Here is a 25,984-nt window from a genome sequence, read left to right as displayed (position 1 = left end):
ACTCAATAAACAATGAACATAGATCAAATATATACAGGCTGTTTAGCCCACGGTGCTTACTACATTGAAAGTAATGGAGAAGCTGTAATTATTGACCCCCTGCGTGAGGTACAACCTTATATCGATCGCGCAGAGCAGGATGGTGCTAAAATCAAGTACATCCTCGAAACTCACTTCCATGCCGACTTTGTGAGTGGTCACCTTACTTTGGCCGAGAAAACCGGAGCTACCATCGTTTACGGTCCTACCGCTAAGCCAAGCTTCGATGCGCATGTAGCCGAAGATGGTGAAATTTTGAAAGTAGGGGATTTGAGTATTAAAGTACTTCACACTCCTGGCCATACCATGGAGAGTACTACCTATTTGCTGAAAGATGCTAATGGAAAAGATCACTCTATTTACTCTGGTGATACCTTATTCCTGGGTGATGTGGGTCGTCCTGACCTCGCTCAAAAAGCTGCGAACCTTACTCAAGAAGAATTAGCCAGCTTACTCTTCGATAGCCTGCGTGAGAAAATCATGCCTTTGGCTGATGAGGTAATTGTATATCCTGGTCATGGTGCGGGTTCTGCCTGCGGTAAGAATATGATGAAGGAAACCGTGGATACCCTTGGTAACCAGAAGAAGGTGAACTATGCCTTGCGTGCTGATATGACTCGCGAAGAGTTCATTAAAGAAGTTACCGATGGATTATTACCTCCTCCTGCATATTTCCCAGCCAATGTGAAAATGAACAAGGAAGGATACAGCAGCATCGATGAGGTTTTACACATGGGAACCCGTGCTTTAAGTCCAGCCGAATTTGAAGTAGCGGCCGAGGAAAGTGAAGCCATTGTTTTGGATGTTCGTCACCAGAATGACTTTGTACTAGGCCATATTCCTTCTTCCATCTTTATTGGAATTGATGACAATTTCGCTCCCTGGGTAGGATCTGTAATCGCTGATGTAAATCAGAAGCTCTTATTGGTTTGCCCTGAAGGACGCGAAGAAGAAACCGTAACTCGTTTAGCTCGGGTAGGATTTGATAAAGTTTTGGGATACCTAAAAGGTGGAATCGAAGCCTGGAAAGCTGATGGAAAAGAAGTGGATCAAATTGAATCCATTCCTGCTACCGAAGCCCACCATCGCTTAGAGCAGGAGAAATTGCCCGTGGTGGATGTACGTAAGTATTCTGAATACGAAGCGGAGCATGTGGAAAATGCCTTGAACATTCCTTTGGATTTTATCAATTCCAAGATGGCCGAATTCCCTAAGGATGAAACCTTCTACGTACACTGTGCAGGTGGCTATCGTTCGGTAATTGCTTCTTCCATTTTAAAATCTCGTGGATACCATAATATCATCGATATCAAAGGTGGATTCCATGCGATCAAAAATGCAGGATTCATTGTTACGGACTATGTTTGTCCATCGACTTTGAAATAATGCAAGCAGAATTCTGGAATCAGAAATATCAGGAAAGCGATTATCACTATGGCTTAAAGCCCAATCGCTTTCTTCAACTCTTATTAGAAAGTCGTCCTCCGGGGCGACTTTTGTTTCCTGCCGAAGGGGAGGGGCGTAATGCGGTTTATGCGGCTAAATTAGGTTGGGAGGTTTATGCCTTCGATCAATCCGAAAGAGGTCGAGCCAAAGCTTTAGAGCTCGCCGAAGAACAGGGAGTAGAATTGCACTATGAAATTTGCGATGCCCGCGAATTTAAAAGTGAGCTTCGCTTTGATGTAATTGCTTTGATCTACGCCCATTTTCCGGCAGAATTTAGAAAGGAGCTACATCAACAATATGCAGATTTGCTAAAACCCGGCGGAGAAATTTGGTTAGAAGCCTTTGCACCGGGTCAGTTGGAATTCCAATCAGGAGGACCTAAGAACCCGGAAATGCTCTACAATCCAGAAATGCTGGAAGCTGACTTTTCGGAATTGCAAATCCGCCAGAGCGAGATAAAACGCTATCAATTAGATGAGGGTCCCGGACATCAAGGTTTGGGAGAAGTAGTGCGGTTTAAAGCCTATAAGGTGGTCAAAGACTAGAGTCTGTTTTCAAGATCCATTCTTTGGTGAAGAATCCTAATTATTTCGAGTTCAGCTTTTTTAGGATTGATTTTATAAAAGATGAAATGTGATTTTATCCTTGCCTTAAAATAACACTCACGCACATGACTATAGTCTTCACCTGATTCTGGGTGGTTGGCAATGAACTCAATTTCATCAAGTATTAAATTGGAATAGCGGTTAGCTTGCTCCAAGGACCACTCATTAAATGTGTAGAGCCAAATTTCTTCTAAATCATTAAGGGACTCCTTACTGAGGATAAATTTCATGATTTAGATTTAGCATGTTTGGTTTCCATGCTTTTAAGAAAATCCTCACGATTGAAATTTTCTGTGAAGCCTGATTGCTCCCCTTTCTTAAGCGCCTCGATAAGAGCGACCTTATGGGCTTCTTCCTGCTCGAAAACCCTTAAAGCGGCTCTAACTACCTCACTGGCCGAATTATACCTTCCGGTTTGAATTTGTTTTTCAATAAAGGATTTGAAATAATCGCCTAATAAAATTGAAGTGTTTTTTGACATATTCAAATATACCAATTGTTGGTATCTTAGCAATGCCTTAGGGATTTAGGGCGATAATTTGATGATAGAAATTTTATCAAGCCATAAAAGACACCATCTCTAAGGCTTTCTCGCCCAAAGCCTGATTGCCACTAATTTCAATCTGATCACTGAGGTCTTTGGCTCTCCGACTTTTGGAAAAGAGTTTCCAGGCGGCGTAGGAGTCAATACGGACTTCGGTTTCTATGGAAAGATCTGGGTTTGATTCTATTCTGAGCCATTTTTCGCCATTGTATTGAACGAGCCATTCGCCGGAAATGTCCCCCACAATTTTCATTTTTAAAACACTGCCTTTCTCCATGGGGGTCTCTCTTAAGGTATGGGCTAGGGCGTACATACATACCTCCAAAAAGGGGAGGTAGTATTCATCGGTCATAAGGCCTTGCCTTCCCGTTGCATCTCTGATTTGCTGCTGGTGCAAGAACTTTTCGGTGTACTCTCGCGCCAGATGCATCCAATTGCTGCTTTCCTCTTCTCCGGCCCAAGCCACGGAGAATTGCGCTTTGGCATGGGGATCCAGGTTGGCGTAATAGTCATTAAAAGGTTTGCCCGTATGTTTTAGAAGATCAATTAAGAGGGAGGGGCTCACTCTTTTCATGGCTTGTACCCATTCGGCATTAAGTCCGTTCAGGAAGTCGAGGAGGTCCTGATAAGAGTTGATTTCGGGCTTTAAGCCCATATAGCCATCTCGCAATATGGAGAGGTTTCGAATATTCCCATCCAATAGATGAGCCGCCACATCTTTAACATTCCAAAGCTTGGCTACGGTCTGTTTATGCCATTCTTCCGGCTCTAGGCTTTCGAGTAAATCGATCAGCTTTTTATCTAATTCCGGAAACTTATTTATCAAAAGTATCATCAGGCTCTCCTTAAAATTTACACATATAAAGATGCGTCATTTTAGGAGCTCAGGCTAGACTTGATTATTAAGCAATATTTAAGCTTTAGCTGATTTTTATTCAGTACCTCGAAGTATCAGGATTAAATTCACCGATCTTGAGATATAAAATGCTTGGCATTAAAGCAATGCCTTCTCAGTTTTCCTTAATTCCCTTTACATTTGTGGAGAACATGATTATTCGCCGGTTTTTTATCCCCATTATTCTCACTCTGCTATTACTTCCCTTTGGAGCTTATAGCCTGGATCTCGATTCTTTAAAAACAGCTCGACAAAATGTACTGCCTGGTTCGCAGGAGGAGTTGCTTATTGTGAAGGATATGATGCGTTATTATATACATCAGGAGCAGAATGATTCAGCAATCCTTTATGGTTTGGAAGCCGAGAATCTAGCGCGTCAATTAAAGAATGCGGAAGAGCTGGCCGATGTTTACACCTATTTGGGGATCATGTATCAATATCGGGGACGCTATCAGAAAGCCAATGACTATAGTTTTAAAGCCCTTTCTATCAAAGATTCCTTGCAATTGGGGCCTATCTCTTTGGCGGAGTCGCATGGGAATTTAGCGGTCTGCTTTCAGGAGCTCAAGCAGTTTGATAAGGCCATCGAACATTCTTTATTAGCCCTGGATTATTTCAAAGAAGGTGGAGATAGTAATCGCGCTGCCATGCGTTTTTACCAAATTGGAGGCTTACTCTATGAATTTGGTTTATACGATTCGGCCAAGGTATATTACGATCTGGCTTTGGATTGGTATACCGCCTTGGGCCATGAATCCTATATTGCTATTTATCCTACCTATGTTGGCCTGATCTATCTAAAACAGAATAAGCTGCGGGCTGCGGAGGCCGAATTCTTAAAATCCCTGAACTCCTATCCGCCGGATGGCCGACAACGCTTTAAGGTATTCATTTACGTAAATCTAGCGGTGGTTAATTTGGTGATGGGCGCTGAGCGCGATAGCATAGGCCGAAGGGAATTGTACCGGGCCATTGAGTATGCCAAGCAAAGCTATAGCCTGGCCGAGGAGCTGGATTTTCTACATCAGATGCGCAAGGCCAATGAAGTTTTCTACAAGGCTTACGATGCATTGGGCGAATCTGAGCAAGCTATTCACTATGCCAAGGCCTTTATTGATCTCAATGATTCCCTCTACAATATTGAGCAGCAAAAGGTGATAACCGAACTGCAAACCAAATACGAAAGTGGTAAGCAGGAAGCCCAAATTGAGTTTTTAAGTCAGACCAATCAGCAGCAAGAAGAACTGGCGCGTACCCAGGAATTGATCATCTATATCTTATCGGGTGCGGGTTTATTGATTATCTCCTTTGGAATGAATAGCTACCGCCTTTATCGCCAAAAGAACCGCTCTTTACAGGAGCTGGAAAAGTCGAATGCGGTGATTAGTCAGCAAAATGAGGAGCGCGAAATCTTGTTGAAGGAGATTCACCATCGGGTGAAGAACAACCTACAGGTGATTAGCAGTCTCTTGGATTTACAGTCTTCGGCGATTTCCGATCCCAAGGCTTTAATTGCGGTTGAGGATGGACAATCGCGGGTAAAGGCCATGGCCTTAATTCACCAAAAGCTCTATCAGAATGAAGATTTGAGCCTGATTGATATCAAGGACTTTATCCTCAAGCTCATTGAGCAGAATGGAGCTATGCAGGAAAAGCAAGCCCAATGTGAATATGATTTACCGGAAGGGCAATTGATGATGGATATTGACACGGCGGTTCCTTTGGGATTGATCTTGAATGAATTGGTGACCAATGCTTATAAATACGGTCAGGATAATGAGGGAGAGCTTCATCTAATTATTCGTTTAATTCCTCGGGATGATCATTATTATTTAGAATTTTGTGATGGAGGAAATGGCCTACCCGAAGGTATGGACTGGGAGAAGAGTCGTAGCTTGGGCTTACGCTTGATAAAGCGTTTAAGTAGGCAATTGTATGGCAGGGTAGCGTACGAATACCGGGATGGGGCCTGTTTCAAAATTGAGTTTAAGAATACCGATCAAAGGAGAGAAATTGCCTGATGAGCACTTTGAAGATTCAAATTGTGGAAGATGAGATCGTGATTGCAGACAGCATTTACGATACCTTGGAAGAATTGGGATATCAACCTCTGGAGCCGGTAATTAACTATACTGAGGCCCTGGCCCAAGCTCGTGATGAATCGCCGGATTTGGCTTTGTTAGATGTGCAATTAGCAGGTAAAAAGGACGGTATTGATCTGGCTCAGGTCTATCGCGAGGAATTTGATTTCCCCTTTATCTTTCTAACTTCCAATGCAGAGTCGGAAACATTGCGCAGGGCCAAGCCTTTAAAACCAGCGGCCTACCTAATCAAACCCTTTGGTAAGAAAGATCTATTTGCGGCGATTGAAATGGCCTTAGATGCTCCCCAGGAGGAGGGGCAAAATGAGGAGCAGCAATCTTCCGATCCGGATGTATTCTTTGTGAAGGATAAGAACTTCTATCAGAAACTCCGCTATTCGGATTTACTTTATATCAAGAGTGATCATGTTTATCTGGAGCTCTATTTGGTGAATGGATTACGTCATGTAATACGCAAGAGCCTGAGCGAGTTTGAATCGACCTTACCGTCCCAATTTCAGCGGGTACACCGCTCTTATATCGTGAACATCGATTTTATGCAAGGCATTAATTCCCATTGTATTAAGGTAGAGGGCGATGAAATTCCGATTGGACAGTCTTATCGGGATGAGCTCTTTAAAAAGTTCGCTATCGACTAAGGTTCACAAGCTTCTGAACAGAAATCTATGGGTTCAGAACAGCTGAGTACTATTTCGTAACAATTATTTCTAAAGTGTTGAAATCGAGGCTAATTTGCTTCTCGATAATTCCCTTTATCACTACCAATTGAACAGAAATGGGAATAAGCACTATTCTCAGCATGGGAATCAAAACTAATCCAATTCCGGCGAGCATGTTGGTATTTTTTGAATTTGACAGTCATCGTATCCAAACTCTGGAGGCCCAGCGCTTATTTGAGTGGTTGGATGACAATGGAAATCGAAATGCCCAGCTTTATGTTTTGGAGGCGCATGCCGACAATACAGGCCCAACGGAATACAATGATGCCCTGAAGTTAAAAAGGGCAGAAACGGTAAAGGATTTTTTGATGCGCCAGGGGATTAGTGGAAGGAAGATTGTTATTCGCCCCGAAAGCGAGATTCAAGAGCAAACCAAACCTGATTTTCTTTATCGTAGAGTCCGGATTATTCTGCAGTAGAGGATACCGGAGGGGGAAAAAGTCGTCTCGGCTAAGCCGAGACGGCTTTTCGTTTTTTAGGAGCTTTAATCCTTACGCTCAAAGATGAGCAGCATCTGGCCACAATCGGCATCAATGCTAAATTCTAGTTTATTGGAGCCTAATTGGTGGATTTTCAGGAATTCCTCCCGATCTAATTTTTCACCCTCCATATTAAAGTCAAATAATCGTAGTCCTACTGAATCTACTTCATATTTACCTTCCAATAGCATGTCTTGCACATTGAGGCTGGCAGATCCGTCTTCCCTAAAGGTGTAGTTCAAGTTTGGATAATCAGTATCAACTGATTCACAATTAGAATCCACAGGGGTGAATTCGGAATAGGCCCATGTACCAACTATACTATCTTTACTTTCTTCTTTGCAGGCATTTGTGATGCTCATTACTAAGCCTAGGAGCATTAAGGGGAGGTTTTTTATCATATTTAATTTATTGTTTTTTCTAAGGAGCTTTAAGAACTAGGGTTTTTATAATTCAGATTCTGTTAGATATTTTCAAGATTAAGGAAGGTATTAGTACAGCCTAGTGCTTAAGTCCGATTACATCTGCTCTAACTCTTGAGCGCCAAAGATCACCATATTTACTGTCCAAGAGTTTGAATATCTGTTTATTATAATCGATCACACAATCTAAAGCCGGTGGGGTACAGCCAAAATCATAATATTCGATATTAAATGATTTCTCAAAATTCTGATCCGCTTCAGAATTTGCGCGAGGTGCAATTGATCCAATTAGCAATAAGCGCGCTTTTCCTTCTTGCCAATCTTGATGGGCTTTTAAGGAGTCGTAGCTACAATTTGGGTTTAGAATGATGTTAAGACTGTCGTGGGCCTGGGTGATTTGAACTGTTTTTTCGGTAATTGGATAGCCGAATGCTAAAAATTGAAAAGTATAGCTCTTAGCCATTATTAAACTGTCTATGGAATAATAGCCTAGGCTGTCACTTTGAGTGAAGATTTGATTCTCACTATCCTGAATCCAAACGGATTCCATTGTGGGCTTGTTTCCCAGTTTTGAAAGAATTCTACCGGAAAGCTTGCCTACCTGTCCGAAACAACTGCTTAGCAAGGCCGTAAAAAGGAATAGGCTGAAATGATATTTCATATTATTCAAGTCTAAAAAAATCCAATAGCACCGCTTTCCTCATTTCCGAAAAAAGAAAAGCTAAGTTTTCATGCTTCGTTGATCCCATTGGGCTGGAACCATAAATAATAAAGTGTTTGCTATCACTTAGACTCCCTTCGGAAGATTGAATTGAAAGCCAATCTACATTGTTCGCTTGGTACCAATTAAAGATAAGGGTATCCTTTTGGAGCGAACTAGTTATCGTATCCCTAAGGATCCATTGATCAACTTCGGCGTTTTCATTAACTAGCCTAAGGCCTAGATCAAAACTAAAGAACAGGCTGTCATTGTGGTAGATGCGCCCCTGGTCCAGCATAATTTTGTTTACCGGCTTATACACAATTTGATAGGGAGGGCTTAATTTAATTCCAGCACCAATAAAGAGGGTGTCAGACTGCACCATATCCCTTTTCAAATTCATAGGGAGGGGTTCCTGGCAGCTACTAAGTCCGTGGATAATGATTAATAGGATAAGGAGCTTTTTCATTTTGATGCTTATAAACAGATTCAATTCAGATTTGAGTTTTAGAATTAGAATGCCCTTGAGATAGCTTAGACATTTTAGAGGTTAATTAAAATGTCTTTCCCGGCTCAGCATTAAGAATCGCATAAATCATTTAAGGTCGCTCTAAAATACAGCATTGAGGAAGAGTAGTCAAAGTTTGAACCAGATTCACGATTTGATTTTGAGAAGCTTAAGAATAAGGCTAAAAATTAGGCTTAGAGTTTAGGCTGTAAAAACACATCTTCCTTCCAAAAATAGCCCTGTCACCTAAGGTCGCTAGATCGAGTAAGGACTCTGTATCAGTAAGCCGTTTAAAAGATCTAAGAGTCAATTTTAATTAATCTTAAAAAAGAAAGGAATTTTATTTAGGGACATACCGTTTTCAGACCTAAGCTGTAGGCGTCTATAACTGATTAAAAAGTACCATTAATGTAATCGTAATTTCCACTTTGAATTCCTTAAAAAGCCATTTTTGAAAAATGGGGGTTTCCCCTCATTGTATAAAGATGTGAGTTTTTAAAGCTTTGAGATATCGCGTTTTAATCTATTCTAAATCGCGAAACTCGATGGAAGATAGATCAAACAATAAAAGCTCTCTAAATGTTACGGAAATCAGCATTCCCAAAGGGGGAGGAGCGATTCAAAGTATAGGTGATACCTTCCAACCCAATAGGTTCACCGGGACTGGTAGCTTTTCAATTCCAATACCCTTAGCAAAGTCTCGCGGATTTGAACCTGAACTATCCATTAACTACAATTCGGGCTCTGGAAATGGCATTTTTGGTTTGGGTTTTTCTATATCGATTCCCAAAATTAGTATTCGTACTTCATTGGGTATTCCCAAATACGATGGCCATGATAATTATCTGTTCAATGGTCAGGAATTAGTTAAAAGTGATAAGGCAGTTTATCAAGATTCCAATGGCTTTAATGTATGTGAATACTTCCTTCGAGTAGAAGGCCCCTTTTCACTCATCAAACATCATGTTAAGCCGGATAATAGTAGCTCTTATTGGGAAGTAATCAACAGCTCAAACCAAAGTTCCTTGTTTGGAACTTCTCAAGACTGTTGCATCTACAATCCTGACCAGCCCTATCAAATATTCGAATGGCTAATCAGTCAGTCGACCGATGCCAAAGGCAATAAAATACTTTACAGTTACAAAGCCGATAACTTAGATCAAGTACCTCAAGAGATTTGGACGCAAGGACATGTATACAACAACAAATACATTCAAAGCATCCGTTATGGCAATTATCTCGATCCTTCATCACGGAAGGAAAAATTTGCCTTTAATCTTATCTTCAATTACGGAGAGTACGACATTTCTGAGCTTAACAAAAGCAATAAGAATCCTTTTCTACCAAGTAGCAGCTGGAATTATAGGCCAGATTCCTTTTCGTCTTTTTCCAGCGGTTTTGAAATCCGGACCACAAGATTGTGCCAACAAGTACTGGTATTTCATTGCATTGAGGCAGAACTTGGTGATCCGTGCCTGGTAAAGAGCCTTGACTTTGAATATGATGTCATCCAACAATATCAGGGAGTGGCATGCATCGGGCCTTCCATGCTAAAAAAGGTAGTACTTAAAGGGTATAGAAGAGAGGGGCAAAAAGCAGCAGATCATTACGACATACAAGCCATGCCTTCATTGACATTCGGCTTTTCTGAATTTACGGCTCCCGAAGCTCCCAAGTTTAGTGAACTCGAGGCAGATCCCAATTCTATTCCTGGATACATTAATGCACATGATTTTTTGCCGGTTGACTTAGATCGGGAAGGCATTTCAGGCTTGTTGTACAGTAAGGATACATTGATGTACTTATCGCCAGAGGGTGAAGGAAGATACAGTGCACCTCAGGTAGAATCAAGCTTTCCGATAGATAATGCCATCGGAAGTACCGTCAGTTTCCAGGATCTGAACGGTGATGGTTCATTGGAACTGGTTACAGAAAAGGGGAATATAAAGGGCTATTATTCCAGAAACCAAAAGGGTGTTTGGAGCAATTTCCAGCCCTTTGATGCCATGCCCAGCGAAATAGACCTTCCTCTGCTAGAGTCTGTAGGCCTAAGCAATAATGGCAAGACCGATCTCTTGTCGGTGGAAGATAGCGATCTAGTCCTTTTAGAATCAATTGGATTAGAAGGTTTTGAGGCCGCAATAAGAATTCCATTACAGGATGGTTTTCCTTCATCCAAAGGGAACTACCAACATGAGCTAGTAAGTTATAGCAATCTATTTGGCGATGGATCAGCGCATCGTATCCGCATTGCCAACGGTGCGGTAGAGTGCTGGCCGAATTTAGGCTATGGAAATTTTGCCCCTAAAATCACTTTGGGCAATGCCCCTCAATTTGGAAATCAGTTTGATAAGAATCGATTGTTCTTATCAGATATTGATGGCTCTGGAACCACCGATTTAATTTATGCCCATTCGGAATATGTGGAGGTGTTTTTTAATCAAAATGGGAACTCCTTTAGCCAGGGAATCAAAATCACCTTACCGGAAGCATTTACTGATATCGATCAAATCCGCTTTGCCGATATTTTGGGTAATGGTACCAATTGTTTGGTATTCACGAAAATAGATTCGAAGCCGAGGCATTACTATTACAATTTTATTGGTCAAATAGAGATAGATGGGAAAAAGCAAGCTAGCTTAAAACCTTATCTACTCAATACTGTGGAGAATGGTCTTGGGGCAAGAACAGAAATTCAATACACAGCTTCCACCCAATTTTATTTGGAAGATAAAAAAGCCGGAACCCCCTGGATCACAAAGCTTCCATTCCCTGTACAAGTGGTTGAAAAAATCATTGTTAAGGATCAGGTTACCGGAGCTCGATTTACCAGCCGCTTTAAATACCATGATGGTTTTTACGACCCTATCGAGCGCCAATTTAAAGGCTTTGCTTATGTAGAATCTTGGGACTCGGAGGACAATAATGAATTACAAGAGGCCATTCAAACCACTCATGCGAAAGCCATAAGTAAGGAGAATTTTGTTCCGCCAGTATACACTAGAAATTGGTATTACACCGGAGCTTCATTTCAAAATGAATCGGTTTACTCTTACTATCAAAAACAGTTTTATCAGGGTGATAAGGATGCTTATAATTTCCCGGGTCCTGTTTTCGATCCAGAAATCCATCAGCAAAGTGCAGAAACAGTTCGGCAGGCCTATATTGCTTTAAGTGGCCAATCCTTACGGACGGAGGTTTATGGGGAAGATCATGATCAAAATCCCAGCCTTTCCCAAAAGCCTTTTACTGTTAGTCAATCAAACCAATACCTAAGCCTTTACCAGGCATTGGGCGACCATCCTTATGCCGTTTTTTTAGTATCGCCTCATGAAAGCATCAGCTATCATTATGAGCGAAATCCAGAAGATCCGCGCGTACAACAGGAGTTTGCTTTAGAGCTAGACCAATACGGCAATGTGCTTAAAAGTTGCAGCCTTGCTTTAGCCCGAAGAAATCAAAGTGATTCGATAGTATATCCGGAGCAACAAGAGCTTAAAGCAAGCATCACTTTCAGAAGTTATATAAAGCCGGCTTCCGGGTATTTGTATTGTCATCAGCAATGCGAATCCCAGGACTTTCAACTTAATGGTTTATCCCTAAATGGAGCGAGCTACTTCAGCTTCGAAAAGATCAAGGCCCAAACCGCTGCCATTAATCCATCCAATGGAAAGAACATTATTAGCTATAGTGGCCATGCGAGTGGAGGTGTACTGGCACGGCAATTAAGTTGGGAAAAGACCTTCTATTGGGATATGCAACTTAAAGCCCCTCTTAATCTGGGTGAAATTTCACCGCTTGGCTTAGTGCACCATAAAGAGCAAGCGGTGTTCGATAAAGACTTTACGGTAAATGTCTTTGGTGGGCGCTTAATTAGTGAGAAGGAATATTCAGACAAGTCTACCGAAAGTAATCTCCTATATACGCATGGAGGCTATTTCTACGATGACACTACAGAATATTGGTGGAATAAGGGTCTGGTGCAACATTACTTCGACCAAGAGGCCTATTACCTACCCAGGTCTGCAGAAAACACTTTTGCCATCGACAGCTTGGGAGGAAGTCAGCCTCAAGACCAATCGCTTTGCCTTAAAACAACGCTTGAATACGACGCTTACTGTCTGGCTCAGGTAAAAACAATGCAATGGCTAGATGATAGCCACTCAAATACCACCGAAGCCCAAATCGATTACCAGGTCCTTCAACCTTGGCAATTGACCGACATTAATGACAATAAACATCAAGTCTTGTTTGACCCCTTGGGCCAAGTGATTGTGACCTCCATTTTGGGTAAGGAAAATGCTAAGGACACCGGTGGGATGAGTCTTTATGCCAGTGGGGGAACAGGTCCGGAATACCAACTTAATAAGGATGTATCCTTTGCCAAAGTGGTAGATGAAAAGACCTGTAAAGACTACTTACAAGGCGCTACTTCCTATTTCTATTATAATCTCCAAACCTGGGAAAGCCATCAGCAACCGGTTTGTGCCGTTGAATTGCTTGCTTTTAACTATTGGAATTCGCCCAATAAGAACAACAGCCCTTATTGCCAAACTACGGTTGAATATATGGGGGGACTCGGAAAAGTGGTCGAAAGTAAAGTACGGACTAGCGAGGGGATGGCCTTCATTAGAGAAGCAGACGGGACCTTAAAGAGGAATGCCTCAGGAACTCCGATTGAAGTCCTTAGCCAGGACCGTTGGGTTACTACCAGTCGTAGCGTTTTGAACAATAAGGCTAAGGTGTATGAGCAATATTTGCCTTATTTCATTAACTCTCCTTTATACCAGACGGAAACTCAAGTTCCAGGTCCACCACCCACAGTTAGTATTTATGATGCCTTAGGGCGCGTAGTTAGAATCAACCGTCCAAAGGGCTTTTTCTCCAAGGTAGAATTCACTGCTTGGGAAGTATGGCATTTTGATGAAGATGATACTGTTTTAGATTCTCAATACTATCAAAACAATTATAGCAAAGTTGGTGCTGCGGAAAAGGCAGCCCTGGACCAAGCCGCTCAATTTTACAATACCCCAACCAAGCAGGTACAAGACAATTTAGGTCACAAAATATTTGAGATTGAGAACAATCTTGGAAATGTAGCTGAAGATGCCTTTGAAAGCATAGTGAAAGGCAGTTCTGTAAGCTCCCAAGATCTTTGGCAAGCTTTGAAAAGCGCAGCTTATCTGAAAACAGATACCGAGCATCCTACATTAACTTTCCTTACAGAGAAATTCCAGGCCTATCAGCCGGGCTTCAAATTGCAACTACCAACAAAGTATGATAAACTGCTGGAAGCCACCACCGATCTGCTCAAGCAAAATGCTTTATTCTCCTATTATGTTCCAGATATACAAGGACGTGTTCTTCAAAGTATAGATCCGCGCTTGTATTATGCCAATATCAGTCAGGCTAAGTCTTATTACAACTTTAACTATCAATATGCTATGGGAGCCAAGGAGCCCAGCTCTATTGATAGCATTGATGCCGGAACGAAGAATAATGTAAGCAACTTATTTAACCATCAATTATGGTCTTGGAGTCCGCGCTCCTATTGTCAGTTGATCAGCTATGATCAATTGCAACGAAAAACAAGCCTTCATGTAAAGAAGATCCAAAGCCCCGGACTTGTAAGCAATTATGCATCCTTTAATCTGGTTGAAGTATTTAGTTATGGAGACAGTTTGAACAATGCTTCAGATTATAATCTCAAGGGGCAATTAGTAGAGCTGAAAGATCTATCAGGCATCATCAACTACCAGGGCTACACCATGTTTGCTAAGGAGCTTAGTAACTCTCGGCAAATGGCCACGGAGTACAAAACAGCCCTAGATTGGAATAATCCTGTCACTTTAAATCCGGATAAATATACCAGTAGTTTCGAATATAATGCTTTGGGTATGACCCTTAGTGAAACCAAAGCGGATAAGTCAAAAATCAGTTCAAACTACAGTCTTCGGGGACTACTCAAATCCATCAATACCTCCTTTAGCGACCAAACATCTCAATCCATAATCGATAACATTAGCTACGATGCAAAAGGGCAACGCAGCTTGGTGGAGTATGGAAACGGGGTGCAGTCTAGCTATCAATATGAAGTGACAACACTTCGCTTAAGCCAGCTTAAAAGCACTTATATAGGCGATAAGGCTTCGAAAGTATTACAGGATCTAGACTACACTTATGACCCCGTTGGTAACGTAAGCCAGATTGTAGATAATAGCATTGCGGCCGTATTTCATGCCAATCAAAAGGTAAATCCGATTTTAAACTACAGTTATGATGCCTTGTACCGGCTCCTTAAGGCCACAGGGCGGCAGCATATCGGAATTAATGCCAATACGTACAAGAATAATGCTTCTGAGGGGAGCTTCATGGAAAGTATCTATGGCCCTCCGCCCTCCATTAATGACAGTACTAAGTTGGAAAACTATTCCGCCACTTATCAATATGATGATTCCGGGAATCTCATTGCAAAGAAACGTACTGCCAATTCTGGCAATGTTAATCGATTGCTTCCGGTTGAAGAGAACTCCAACCGCCTAAGTGGATATACCTACGATGAATCGGGGAATATGCGGGACATTATCATTAATGGAACGGTTCAATTGTCCTTTAACTGTTGTGAAAACTTGGTAAAAGCGGCCACCATCACCCGTCCGGGTGAATTGGATGATGCCGACTATTACGTTTATGACAGCCGTGAAATGCGCAGCCGTAAAGTAAATGAGCAATGGCAGCATCAAGGTAGCATTTCACAAATTGAGCAAAAGCTTTACCTCGATAACTATGAAGTGAAACAAAACTTCAGCAATAGTATCTCCGCTAACAATCTAAACTTCGAACGCCACAGCTTAAGAGTAATGGATGGTCAACAATGCCTTGCCATCATTTATACGATAACAACAGACAAGAAGGATCCAGGTAAAGAAGGCAGCAGGCAGTTTCGTTTTCAATTGGGTAATCATTTGGGCAGTGTGGCGCTGGAGCTGGATGAACAAGCTCAATTAATTAGCTACGAAGAGTATTTCCCTTATGGAGGAACGGCCCTAATTACCGGCGAAAGCAGCGCTGAAGTTCAGTTGAAAGAATACCGGTATGCCGGAAAAGAAAGAGATCTCAGCACGGGCCTTTACTATTATGGTGCCCGGTATTATGCACCATGGCTGGGACGTTGGATAAAGGCCGATCCCGCAGGAACAGTAGACGGGATGAATGTCTTCGCATTTGTAAAGTCTAATCCTATAAAGTTTCACGACCCAGATGGTAGAATGATCAAGTACGGGTTTGAAGCGGTGGGGATGACAGCTAAATACATTGGGAATTCTCTGATCCGAACATCAGGGCATCAAAGTAGATCACTAATTAGGAAGACGGGCGTACGGCATTATTTTACCGTGATTGGTTCAGGGGGAGCAGATAAAGAAGAGTTACCAGAAGTAATTAAAGCTGACAATCACTTCTTTAAACCTGAAGTAGACGCCCCGGTAATTCATACTCAATTTAAGTGGGAAACAACATCAACCAAGCATGATCCCATAGTTATACGCCAACCTTATGAGATCAAAAAGGGATGGGAAAAACAAATCTATGAGTATACGAGGGACTTTGATGTCACCAAGCTACCACTGTACGAGTCGGATAGAACCCTGGCAAGTATATCGGAAATTACTGGGACCCCTTTCCAAGGGGTGATCTTCACTTTTCCTCGCTCAGAATCAGCAATGAAAGAGGAGGATATGGCACTCATCCGCGAGGTTATGCTTTCCATAAAAGGCATGGAAGATCCGGTGCCCCTCTTTCTTTCAACTACAGATTTCCACCCCACTATACCAACAGGCGTGATTGCCAGAATAGCCGCGGAAGAAGGTTTAGGTTCTGAGATTCTAATTCCCTATCCGGAAGATAAAAGTACCCGAAGAACTTATAGTAACTCAGGAAAAGAATACCTGGATATTAGACGAGAAGTGATTAGAACACTCAGGATTGAAGCTGGCTTTAAGCTCGAAGAGTCTATGTAAGGCTAAGGGAATATTGAACAATAGCATTTAAAAAAATAGGTCCGACCATGAATAACTCTATTAGTCCTCAGAAATTAAATCGCATTCTAAAAGATAATCCGGGATTCGATATTTCCTCTTTCAACTTTTTAAACAAAGAGGAGCTGGCCAAACTGATCATTAAAGACTCTAATAAAGAGGCTACTATAGATGAACTCATGGCCTATCAGCGAATGATCCGCATTTGCCCAGATGAGAATGATGCCTTGATCTTATTGGATAATGGACTCGATTCCTGCATTAAGATTTGCAATCTAAACAGAGGAGTCTTCATTGAGGATTTCAGCAAGCTTTTAGGTACAGACGGAACAAAAAGGGCTGAAACCATATATAGCAATGCTCTGGCTACTAAATCAAAGGTGATGCATTTGGTGGCTTCTGCTAAAAACCTGGCTGGTTCTAGCTTTAAAAATCTGACGGTAAACAATGTCCCAGATTCTGTCAGTCAAACCTTTGAAGATCTAAACAGTTACCAGGATTTTTTTGGTGATCTCGATTATTGCGATTGCTCTGAATGCAAGTCTATTCTAGGTCCAGCGGCTTATCTGGTGGACTTATTGCGCATCATTGACATTGGTATTACCCAGCCCAATTCCAATATTCCTGATGGCCTTCACTTTTTTGATCGTAGACCAGATATTGAAAAAATTGACCTGACCTGTGAAAACACCAATACTATAATTCCCTATCTCAATATTGTCAATGAGATATTAGTTAACACATTAGAAAGTGCTCTGGCCAGCGAAGGTGCTTTGATCGATAATGATCTATTCTTAAGCCTCGCGAACACTTATTTCCCCTTTAATCTTCCTTTTCACCTGCCCCTTGAAAAAATTGTGGCAGCCCTTAAGCAGCAAGGTTCAAGTTTGTACGATGTAGCAAAAGTACTCTCTACCGATAACAAGATCACCATTGATAGCGCCGGCAAAATTCTAGGGCTTTCGGTGGAGCAAGTAGCTAATCTTAAAGCACAAGACCCTGCCAATCTCGCTGAAGTGCTAAGCAAGAACTATGGCCTGACCGTGAAAAGCGGATCACTGAATGGGCTGGATGAGGTGGATACCTTTTTGCAACAGACCGGCCTAAATATTACGGAGCTAAAGAGTTTGTTTACCCAAAATCTTAGCGCCAAGGAAATTTTTGACGTTTCGGGCACCTATAAATTATCTCAGTTTGGTCCTAATATGACCCTAAGCCAGGTGGGTAGCACAATTACCGGGACTTATGGCACCGATGGTAAAATTGTGGCCGCAATTGAGGGGAAAGTCATGAAAGGGCAGTGGAGCAGTGCCACCATGGCTTCCCCGGCCACTGAGGGTGACATCGAATTTACCTTTGAATCAGATGGCTCATCATTTACCGGAAAATGGAGCAAAGGGCTGGGTCAGCCTTGGGAAGCATCAGCCTGGAATGGCAGCCTTAATGGCAGCTCAAACCAAGGAGTAATTCCGCATACGCTATTCATTAATGGAAGCTTGGCAGACAAACAATATTTAAGCATTATAGATGGCGACCCCAGTACCATTGCCAATCAGGATATAAACACCTTAGATCGCCTTAACCGCTTCATTAGGTTATCCCAATTATTGGCTTGGCCTTATAAAATGCTGAACTGGGTTTTAATGACCCTACAGGTAGATGACATTGACGATGCAAATTTTGTGGAGCTTGCTAAGGTCCAATTAGCTGCATCGCAATACGGACTGGATCTAGGCCTATTGAACTGCATGTGGTTCGATATTCAAACCATTGGGGTAGGAGACGGATCAATTTCTCAGGCTCCTTTTGATCAGCTATTTAACACCAAGAATTACCTCAGTCAGGCGGGAGAACCTTATCACCCAAGCATTGCTGCCTCCGCTACCAGCTTTGTAAACCCCTTGTATGGAGATACAGCCTTTCTATACGTTGTCGATCAAGTTAAATACCAAGCGACTAATCCTTCCGATGCAAGCAAAGAACTAGTTAGTAAAGGGGAAATCTTAATTAAAGGAATTCCGGCTAGTGAGGATGATATTCTGAAAGTAGCGAATGCCGTTTTTGGTGATGTAGCAACAATAGAATTAACGGTGCCCAATCTTTCGACGCTATACCGTCATATCATGCTTGCGCAGCACCTAAACATTAGCATAGATCAGTACCTCCTGTTGTTGGCACTAACCGGAAACACGCAAAACAAGCTCATTAAGGCAATATTTGATCGAGACAGCCTGCTGAATGTTTTAGATATCGCTGCCAAAATTCAGAAGTCCGGATTTACCGTTTACGACTTGAATTTTGCGATAAACCAGATTAGTATAGACAACATTAGTCCTTATGTAAATAGTGGTTTCAATGTCAACGCTGTTTCCGCCTTTCAGGATACCGTAAGGAAAGTACTGCAAGGGGCAGTATGCAGCGCTGGCTCATTTGCCTTCAGTAAACTCACCAATATTGAATCGGCCCAAGTATTTGCAGGCTTAAGTGCACGCGGATTTATTGATGCCAATGGACTGATAATTAAAGCTTCATCGAGTTTAAGCAGCGATGATTGGGCTGTGATTTTTATTGGAAAATATGCACAGCCAAGTTCCTTTGCCGTAAATGATTCATCGGTAGTTATAAGTAGTGATGAATCCACACAAATTTTTGAAGCGCTTCAATCACAAAATATTCTGGACGAGAAGGGGCAGATCATTAAGCTCCTGACCAGTATTAATTGGTCAGCCATTAAAATTGGTCCAGCGCCCGGTAAGGCCCTTACTAAGGCGCAACAAACTTATGTAACAGATACACTTCAGGATTTACAAACAACCACTAGTCCTACACAGCGCGAGTTTATTACTTCCAAGCTAGATAGCATCATGACTCATCAAAATGAGTTGTTTGCGAATCAGTTAGGGGCCTTTTTTAATGTCACTGAGGCAATCGCTTCATCGGCAATTGGAGCGGTGAATGAGGGGGATTTAAAGTATTTGGAGATATTCATTGCTCCTTCCAGTCCTCAAAACGATCAGAAGGTCCAAACCTTCTTGTTGAACTGCTCGAAGATTTTAATGCTTCAAAGACTTTTAGTTCTAACAGCAGAGCAGTTTGCTAGTGTTTGTATGAGCCCTAAAGCCTACTCATTAGCAGGCGATAATACCTACACCTTGGGAGCCTTATTGTCCATAGCAGGATTAAAAAACCTGGTAAATGACTTTGGTGATGTTGATAATGACTTGATCGGATACCTGGATTTGGTTTGGTCTACTCCGGCTCCAAGTGCTTCAAGCCTCATCTCTAAAATCTGTGCGCTCACCAATTGGAATGAACAACAATATACCTATATCATTGGTCAGTTGTCTTTAAATGCCAAGGGCTGTAGGACCTTGGAAGACATTGTCAGTGTTCAATCCGTCTTTGGACTGGCAACTAGGCTTAAAACCGATGTTTATTTCCTAACAGAGCTGAATGCCGTAACAAAGCTAAAGGCAGAAAGCGCATACTGGTCAATTTATCAAAGTACTTCATCCAAACTGATTTTAAGCCTTCAATCATCCTCCAGGTCTGATGACCAAACTCTATTGAAGCAGGTAGAATCAGCCATAGAAGAGAAGAAACGCGACGCGCTTTTGTGGATTAGTATCTGGACTCTTAACAAGACCTGGTCTGATTTAAAAACGCCCGAAAACCTTTACGAGTTCTTGATGATTGATCCGGAGAACAGCGGATGCTCCGAAATATCATTGATCAAAGAAGCATTAAATGCGGCGCAAATGTACTTACAGCGTTGTCGCTTGAATCTTGAAAAAGAGGTTGATATAACTAGCGATGATATACCGGAGGAATGGTGGGAGTGGATGATGTCTTACCGTGTTTGGCAAGCTAATCGCGAGATTTTCTTATATCCTGAAAATTACATCGAACCCAGTTTAAGGCAATCAAAAACCTCCTTATTTAAAAGCCTGGAAAGTACCTTAATGCAAGGTGAGGTTAGCAAAGATTTGGTAGAGTCGGCCTATGTGAAATACCTGGACGGATTTGCCCAATATGCAAAACTGAAATACGTAGATGCCTATCAAACTATCGTTGAAGATCAGGAAAGGGGACCGGTAGATACACTTTACACCATAGCCCGTACCCAAGAACAACCTTACCAGTTTTATTACATGACCCGCGAGAAAGTAGGCGACTGCTCTGGCGACAGCTCATTTCTTTGGTCTGAGTGGAAGGAAATAAACATCAAAATTGATTCTGAGCATATAACACCTGTATATGCATTTAATAAGCTATTTGTCTTCTGGCTGGAAATCAGTACCAGCAAAGAAACCAATGGCTTAAGCGGAGAAACGGGCTCATCTACCGATGTGAAAAGTGATACCCGCATAATTACCAATGCCAGCATCAAATACTCCTATTACAATTTTAATGGGAAATGGATCCAGCCTCAAACTTTGGTCTCTAATGTTCCAGTGAATGTGCTTTTAAGCAAGGGGAATATTTATGGTTCCTTCTATTCACAGTTTACGGATGTTGAAGCCCCTTGCTGGAAGAGCGTTTCAGTTATAAATACCAAGTCGGCTAAATACATTGGTGTGGAAAAATCATCTGCTGAAAAGCTGATTGTTTACTTCGGGCCACTGGTGGGGACAGAGGTATTAAGTACTGCCCCTGATATTCCCTCTAACTCTGATTCTGCCGCCGTATTTGCCTTTAAACAAATGCTGGTGAATGCCTACTTCCATTTAGAACAATTGGAATTCTTCAATCTGAACGGAAGCATACCTCTTTGTGGTAGTTATGTTATTGATGAAACCTCAAGCAATGGCATTGTTCTGCGGCAAAACGAATATGTTCTGCTGGAAGAGAATACTTTATCGAATTCAATCAGTCCAACCTTCGGAGTTGAAATCGGTGAAGACAAACTGGCCATTACGTCTGATTACCGGACGGTTCAAACCAATAATAGTAATGGTGTTAGCCAAGCCTATATAAATGTTGAAAAAGGTCCGGTAAAAGTCACGGCTGATAGCTTTATTGTTGATCCTTATATAGATAGCACCGAGTCCTCCAGTCTCTTTGGCGCTATAAAAGCAAATCTCAGTGCTGTTTTAGATGCTAATGATGTAATTACCAAGGCTGCACTTTCAGAAACGGTGCAAAGCATTGGAAATGCCCTTAGTATTTCTGATGAAACCGCTTATCTGATCCAAACAAGATTCTTTGAACTGTATTATGGCTCATTGATTTTGTTCTCCGATATCGCTCCCAGTTCTACCGTAGTTCAGGTCAAGAATCAGCCTAATACCTTCATTTTTAATGATGGTATAGAGTCCTTCTTGCTAACGGCAACCAACCATGTTATCGAGAACATCTTACCAGTTTTACAAACCGACGCATTTGTATCGGCCAGTATCACCAAATCACAGTCGGAAGCTTTCTACAGCATTCTGTCTACCAGCCCAAATAACTACATCAATCCTAATGGTACTGTAAATGCCTCATTAGTAGATAGTGCCACTAAGTTTTCGATGGCCCGACTGCTGAATATTTCGAATGATGAAGCAGACAATGTAATAACTGTCCTGAAGGCGGCTGAAAATGGAAAGCAGAAGATTGCGATAAAAGATTTTGAGAAGATCAGTGATCAGCTATCGATTGGTGGATTTGTCTTAAGTCCGGAATCTTTTGTTTCAAGCGATATCACCCTCGATAAGGCAAATGGGTATTATTCGCTATTGCAGAAGAGTCCTAACAATTATATCAATGGCGATGGCACTACGAATTATGATCTTGTTGATGGCTTAACAATTTCAACACTTGCCAGTCTTTTAGGCCTGGGTGATTCGGATGCCGCAACCATAAGAATATACAATCTTCTAAAACGAGCTTCCTTCTTGTTAACCGAACAGTCCTTCGAATGCTCGGAGATTTCTAGCTCAGAATCCAGTACTTACTATGGTATTCTCTCTACTTCGCCGAATGATTTTATTCTTCCTGATGGTTCCATTAACAATAAACTGGTAGCAAACATTACGACCTTCTCCATTGCGAAGTTGTTGAATTTACAGGGAGATAGTCTTGCCGTTGCGAAAGTCATTAGCGTATTAAAGTCCTATAGCCCGGTTGCTTTAGCCTATGCCTATCCGGAAATTATTGCAGATGATCTAAATACGGTAACCATCTACGAGCATGATAATATCTACTCTCTTCAGTTTGATGTTCAGCGCTTATCTACCGGAGCTATATATCCTATCAGTCAGGCGATGAGTTTTGGGGGCGTAAATTCTGCTTTGGATTTAAGCATGCAACAAGCCCCGGTAAATGTTACTAAGCCCTTTGATGCTTTATCCCCAACCACCGCCCAATTGCAAGCTCCTTTGTCTGGACCGGTGTTAAAGGATCCTAAGTACTACGATAACCAGCAGGTAGAATTTAGCGGACCTTATGGCCTTTATTACTGGGAGCTATTTTTCCATGCTCCATTCTTGGTCGCTTCTATGTTGAATACGAATCAACAGTTTTCCTCTGCTGAAGATTGGTATCAATTCATCTTTAACCCTACACAGCAAACCAAGTATCTAACTAAGAATGAGTTTATAGCAAAAGGGCCGAAGGATCTAAGTACAGAGGATCTTGGTACTTTCTATGGTATTCTTACCCAAGCCCCTAATAACTATATCGACGCTAAGGGGAATGTAAGCTCTTTAATTACCACCAGCAGTCCATTTGCAATTTCAAGCTTGCTAAGCATTTCTTTCGACCAGGGCCAGGAAATATATAATCTGCTTGAAAACTATTATCTCAGTAAGCCCTGGGTTAAAGCCTGGCGATTTAATCCTTTCAGAAACTATAAGCTGCAAACTTTAGTTGAAAACCTTACTAATTGTGCGCAAATAACCGAATACAACGATGATCCATTTGTGCCGGATGCTATTGCTCGATTAAGGATCGGTGCCTATGAAAAAACGATTGTCATGCACTATATCGACAATTTGCTGGATTGGGGCGATTCGGAGTTCAGACAATATTCTTGGGAGTCGATTACCACTGCGAGAATGCTCTACACCTATGCCTTAGATCTTTTAGGTCCTAAACCCTTGGATCTTGGGGCTTGTGAAGCATCCATTCCTGTTACCTTTCAAGACATTGCAGCAAGGTATAAGGATGGTAAAATACCACAGTTCTTGATTGACATGGAGCACCTTTCTGCCATGACTGGTACTTCTTCCCTTAGTCATGTTAGCGCTAATGCCAACAAACCCTTTAATGATTTAGGCTATTACTTCTGCATTCCTGAGAATGATCAGCTAAATGCCTATTGGGATCGGGTAGAGGATCGCATGTACAAAATCAGGCATTGTTTGAATATCGACGGAGAAGCCCAGCCGCTGCCTTTATTCCAAGCACCGATTAACCCAATGGATTTGGTGCGCGCAGCATCTCAGGGGGGCAATGTATTAAGTATTGCCAGTCAGCAGCAGCAAAACATCTCTAACTATCGCTTCACTTACTTGATTCAACAAGCCAAGTCTTTTGTTCAAATCGTAAGTGGATTTGGGACTACTCTCTTGGGAATTCTAGAGAAATCGGATAATGAAGCCCTGGCAATGTTGCACTTGAATCAGTCGAGTCAAATTCTCAATATGACCTTGAGTGTAAAAAGCAAGCAGCTCGAAGGTTTACAAAGTCAATTGGATGGTTTGAATGAGAGTTTACAGAGTGCTCAAAACCAACAAGAATTTTACGCTAGTTTAATTAGTAGCGGTTATAATGCTGCTGAAAACACCTCCTTGGCCTATATGCAGGCCAGCATAGACATTCAGGCTGTAATGGCCGGTATTCAAGGTGTTTCGGTGGCAGCCTATCTAGCCCCCTGCATTTTTGGCTTCTCCGATGGCGGTATGAAATTCGGTGATGCCGTAAATATGGGCTCTCAGATGCTTGCCACTACTGCTCAAATTTTAACGCAGGAAAGTGGTTCATCGCAAACCATTGCTCAATTTCAACGCAGAGCAGAAGAATGGGGCCTACAAAAGCAAAATGCTCAATTCTCCGTAGCTCAAATTCAGGATCAAATTGAAAGCATGCAGGCCAATATTTCTTCCTCAGAGCAAGAAATAGCCATTCAGAAAAAGCAAATTGAACAGAATCAGGATCAACTTGATTTTTACAAGAGCAAGTTTACCAATCAGGAGCTCTATCAATGGATGATTGGACAGGTATCCTCGGTTTACTTCCAGGCTTATAATCTGGCCTTAGGCAGCGCCTTAATGGCTCAGATGGCTTACAACTATGAATTAGACCGCGAAGATTCCTTTGTTGCTTTTGGATATTGGGATTCACTTCACAAAGGTTTACTGGCTGCCGATGGTTTAAACCTGGCCCTTGCCCAATTAGAAAATGCCTACACGCTAAACCACGAGCGCCGAATGGAAATTGAGAAAACAATTTCCCTCAAGTCCATTAACCCTGAAGCCTTCTATGCTTTTAAATCCGGCGCTAATGCTGGAAGCCTCAAATTCTCATTAACAGAAGAGTTGTTTGACCGCGACTTTCCCGGTCATTACTGCCGAAGAATTAAGTCTGTTTCTGTAAGTATTCCAGCGATTGTTGGGCCTTACCAAAACATCCATGCAAGCTTGGTTCAAAATAGCAATATGGTGGTTTTACAAGCCAATAAGGACACGGTAAATTATGCCATTTATGCTACGGCAGCTCAAAAGTCTGGAACAGCACCACAAGAGCCGAGTGCATCAGAACTAAGGCAAAATTGGGCCTCCAGTCAACAAGTGGTTTTATCGAAGGGTAGTGGTGATTCCGGCTTGTTCACAGTAAATATGGATGATCCCAGATATTTGCCATTCGAAGAAACCGGTGCTGTTTCTACCTGGACCTTAAGCATGCCTCCAGCGAATAATCAAATCGATTTTTCGAGCATCTCTGATATTATTCTAAGTGTAAAATATACCGCTAAGGATGGAGGTAGTGCTTTTGCAAATGAGGTCTTAGGATTATATACCCAGCAAAAGCCTCAATATCAAAACATCCGGATCAATAGCATTGCAATAAATCAAGCTTTTGCCTCCACCTGGTATCAGCTATTCCAGAGTGCACCTGATGGTAGTAATCAACAGTTTTTAAGCATTCCTATTTCGGATAATCTGGTACTGCCCAATCTGAGTAATGTGGAGCTGAATCAAATCGTAATTCAGTTCGACACAGCAAGTGGTTCTAGTATCCAGAGTAATACCAGTGGTGTATCCCTTCAAGTAGGTTCGGCAGCGGCCGTGCCTGTTCAAATAGCAAACAATAGGGGAACTATACTAGCCAGTGATTTGCAGAAAATCACCGACTGGCATGGTGTAGACTGGAAGTTCATTTTTACGAATACTGAACTTCCTGAATTATGCAGCGATGGAAAGTTGGATGCTGATAAGCTATTGAACATCACCCTCTTCATTTCTTATACCAGTGCGCTGTAGTGTGCGGGTACCCAATTGTGTA

The 25,984-nt window shown here is 41.9% G+C and carries 14 protein-coding genes; 7 read left to right on the top strand and 7 right to left on the bottom strand.

Translation table 11 applies throughout. From position 1 onward, the window contains the following. The first annotated feature begins 12 nt into the window (after window positions 1-12). The gene (locus H4K34_RS01625; RefSeq protein ID WP_210759094.1) at window positions 13-1,425 is read left to right on the top strand and encodes an MBL fold metallo-hydrolase; all 1,413 of its coding nucleotides are present in this window, start codon (window positions 13-15) and stop codon (window positions 1,423-1,425) included. Then, on the top strand, window positions 1,425-2,030 hold the full coding sequence (locus H4K34_RS01620) for an SAM-dependent methyltransferase (RefSeq protein WP_210759093.1): 606 nt from the start codon (window positions 1,425-1,427) through the stop codon (window positions 2,028-2,030). The genes H4K34_RS01625 and H4K34_RS01620 overlap by 1 nt, the downstream gene beginning before the upstream one ends. Here the strand turns inward: H4K34_RS01620 and H4K34_RS01615 are convergent. The 3 genes from H4K34_RS01615 to H4K34_RS01605 all read right to left on the bottom strand — a co-directional run bounded on the left by H4K34_RS01615 (window position 2,027) and on the right by H4K34_RS01605 (window position 3,469). Next, window positions 2,027-2,320, bottom strand: coding sequence for a type II toxin-antitoxin system RelE/ParE family toxin (locus H4K34_RS01615; RefSeq protein WP_210759092.1), 294 nt, complete (start codon window positions 2,318-2,320; stop codon window positions 2,027-2,029). The two genes, H4K34_RS01620 and H4K34_RS01615, sit on opposite strands and share 4 nt — an antisense overlap. After that, a complete protein-coding gene (locus tag H4K34_RS01610) occupies window positions 2,317-2,571 on the bottom strand; it encodes a type II toxin-antitoxin system ParD family antitoxin (RefSeq protein ID WP_210759091.1) in 255 nt (84 codons plus the stop codon). The genes H4K34_RS01615 and H4K34_RS01610 overlap by 4 nt, the downstream gene beginning before the upstream one ends. A gap of 76 nt (window positions 2,572-2,647) precedes the next feature. Next, window positions 2,648-3,469 carry a maleylpyruvate isomerase N-terminal domain-containing protein gene (locus H4K34_RS01605; protein WP_210759090.1) on the bottom strand — a complete coding sequence of 274 codons (822 nt, stop codon included), beginning with the start codon at window positions 3,467-3,469 and terminating at the stop codon, window positions 2,648-2,650. Window positions 3,470-3,636: 167 nt separating this feature from the next. Here H4K34_RS01605 and H4K34_RS01600 point away from each other — a divergent pair, with 167 nt between their 5' ends. After that, entirely contained in the window at window positions 3,637-5,550 is a 1,914-nt protein-coding gene (locus H4K34_RS01600) for a histidine kinase dimerization/phosphoacceptor domain -containing protein (RefSeq protein WP_210759089.1), read from the top strand. Further along, window positions 5,550-6,269, top strand: a complete 720-nt coding sequence (locus tag H4K34_RS01595) for a response regulator (RefSeq protein ID WP_210759088.1) — start codon at window positions 5,550-5,552, stop codon at window positions 6,267-6,269. The genes H4K34_RS01600 and H4K34_RS01595 overlap by 1 nt, the downstream gene beginning before the upstream one ends. A 49-nt stretch (window positions 6,270-6,318) precedes the next feature. On the opposite strand, the gene H4K34_RS01590 is transcribed toward H4K34_RS01595, so the two are convergent. Continuing rightward, window positions 6,319-6,465, bottom strand: coding sequence for a hypothetical protein (locus tag H4K34_RS01590; protein WP_210759087.1), 147 nt, complete (start codon window positions 6,463-6,465; stop codon window positions 6,319-6,321). On the opposite strand from H4K34_RS01590, the gene H4K34_RS01585 reads away from it, so the two are divergent. Beyond that, the gene (locus H4K34_RS01585) at window positions 6,464-6,769 is read left to right on the top strand and encodes an OmpA family protein (RefSeq protein ID WP_210759086.1); all 306 of its coding nucleotides are present in this window, start codon (window positions 6,464-6,466) and stop codon (window positions 6,767-6,769) included. The genes H4K34_RS01590 and H4K34_RS01585 overlap by 2 nt on opposite strands. A 65-nt stretch (window positions 6,770-6,834) precedes the next feature. On the opposite strand, the gene H4K34_RS01580 is transcribed toward H4K34_RS01585, so the two are convergent. The 3 genes from H4K34_RS01580 to H4K34_RS01570 form a co-directional block, all read right to left on the bottom strand. Then, window positions 6,835-7,230 (bottom strand): hypothetical protein, encoded by a 396-nt coding sequence (locus H4K34_RS01580; RefSeq protein WP_210759085.1) that lies wholly within the window; start codon window positions 7,228-7,230, stop codon window positions 6,835-6,837. 100 nt (window positions 7,231-7,330) lie between these two features. Next, a complete protein-coding gene (locus H4K34_RS01575) occupies window positions 7,331-7,912 on the bottom strand; it encodes an FEKKY domain-containing protein (RefSeq protein WP_210759084.1) in 582 nt (193 codons plus the stop codon). A gap of 1 nt (window position 7,913) precedes the next feature. Next, entirely contained in the window at window positions 7,914-8,420 is a 507-nt protein-coding gene (locus H4K34_RS01570) for a hypothetical protein (RefSeq protein ID WP_210759083.1), read from the bottom strand. Window positions 8,421-9,004: 584 nt separating this feature from the next. Between H4K34_RS01570 and H4K34_RS01565 the strand changes: the two genes are divergently transcribed. Beyond that, complete coding sequence (locus tag H4K34_RS01565; protein WP_210759082.1) at window positions 9,005-16,477, top strand: SpvB/TcaC N-terminal domain-containing protein; 7,473 nt, start codon at window positions 9,005-9,007, stop codon at window positions 16,475-16,477. Between the two features lie 47 nt (window positions 16,478-16,524). Beyond that, window positions 16,525-25,962, top strand: a complete 9,438-nt coding sequence (locus H4K34_RS01560; RefSeq protein ID WP_210759081.1) for a Tc toxin subunit A-related protein — start codon at window positions 16,525-16,527, stop codon at window positions 25,960-25,962. Window positions 25,963-25,984 lie beyond the last annotated feature (22 nt).

The sequence above is a fragment of the Croceimicrobium hydrocarbonivorans genome, from assembly GCF_014524565.1.
Taxonomy (GTDB): domain Bacteria; phylum Bacteroidota; class Bacteroidia; order Flavobacteriales; family Schleiferiaceae; genus Croceimicrobium; species Croceimicrobium hydrocarbonivorans.
This window is presented reverse-complemented; position numbering and strand designations above follow the sequence as displayed.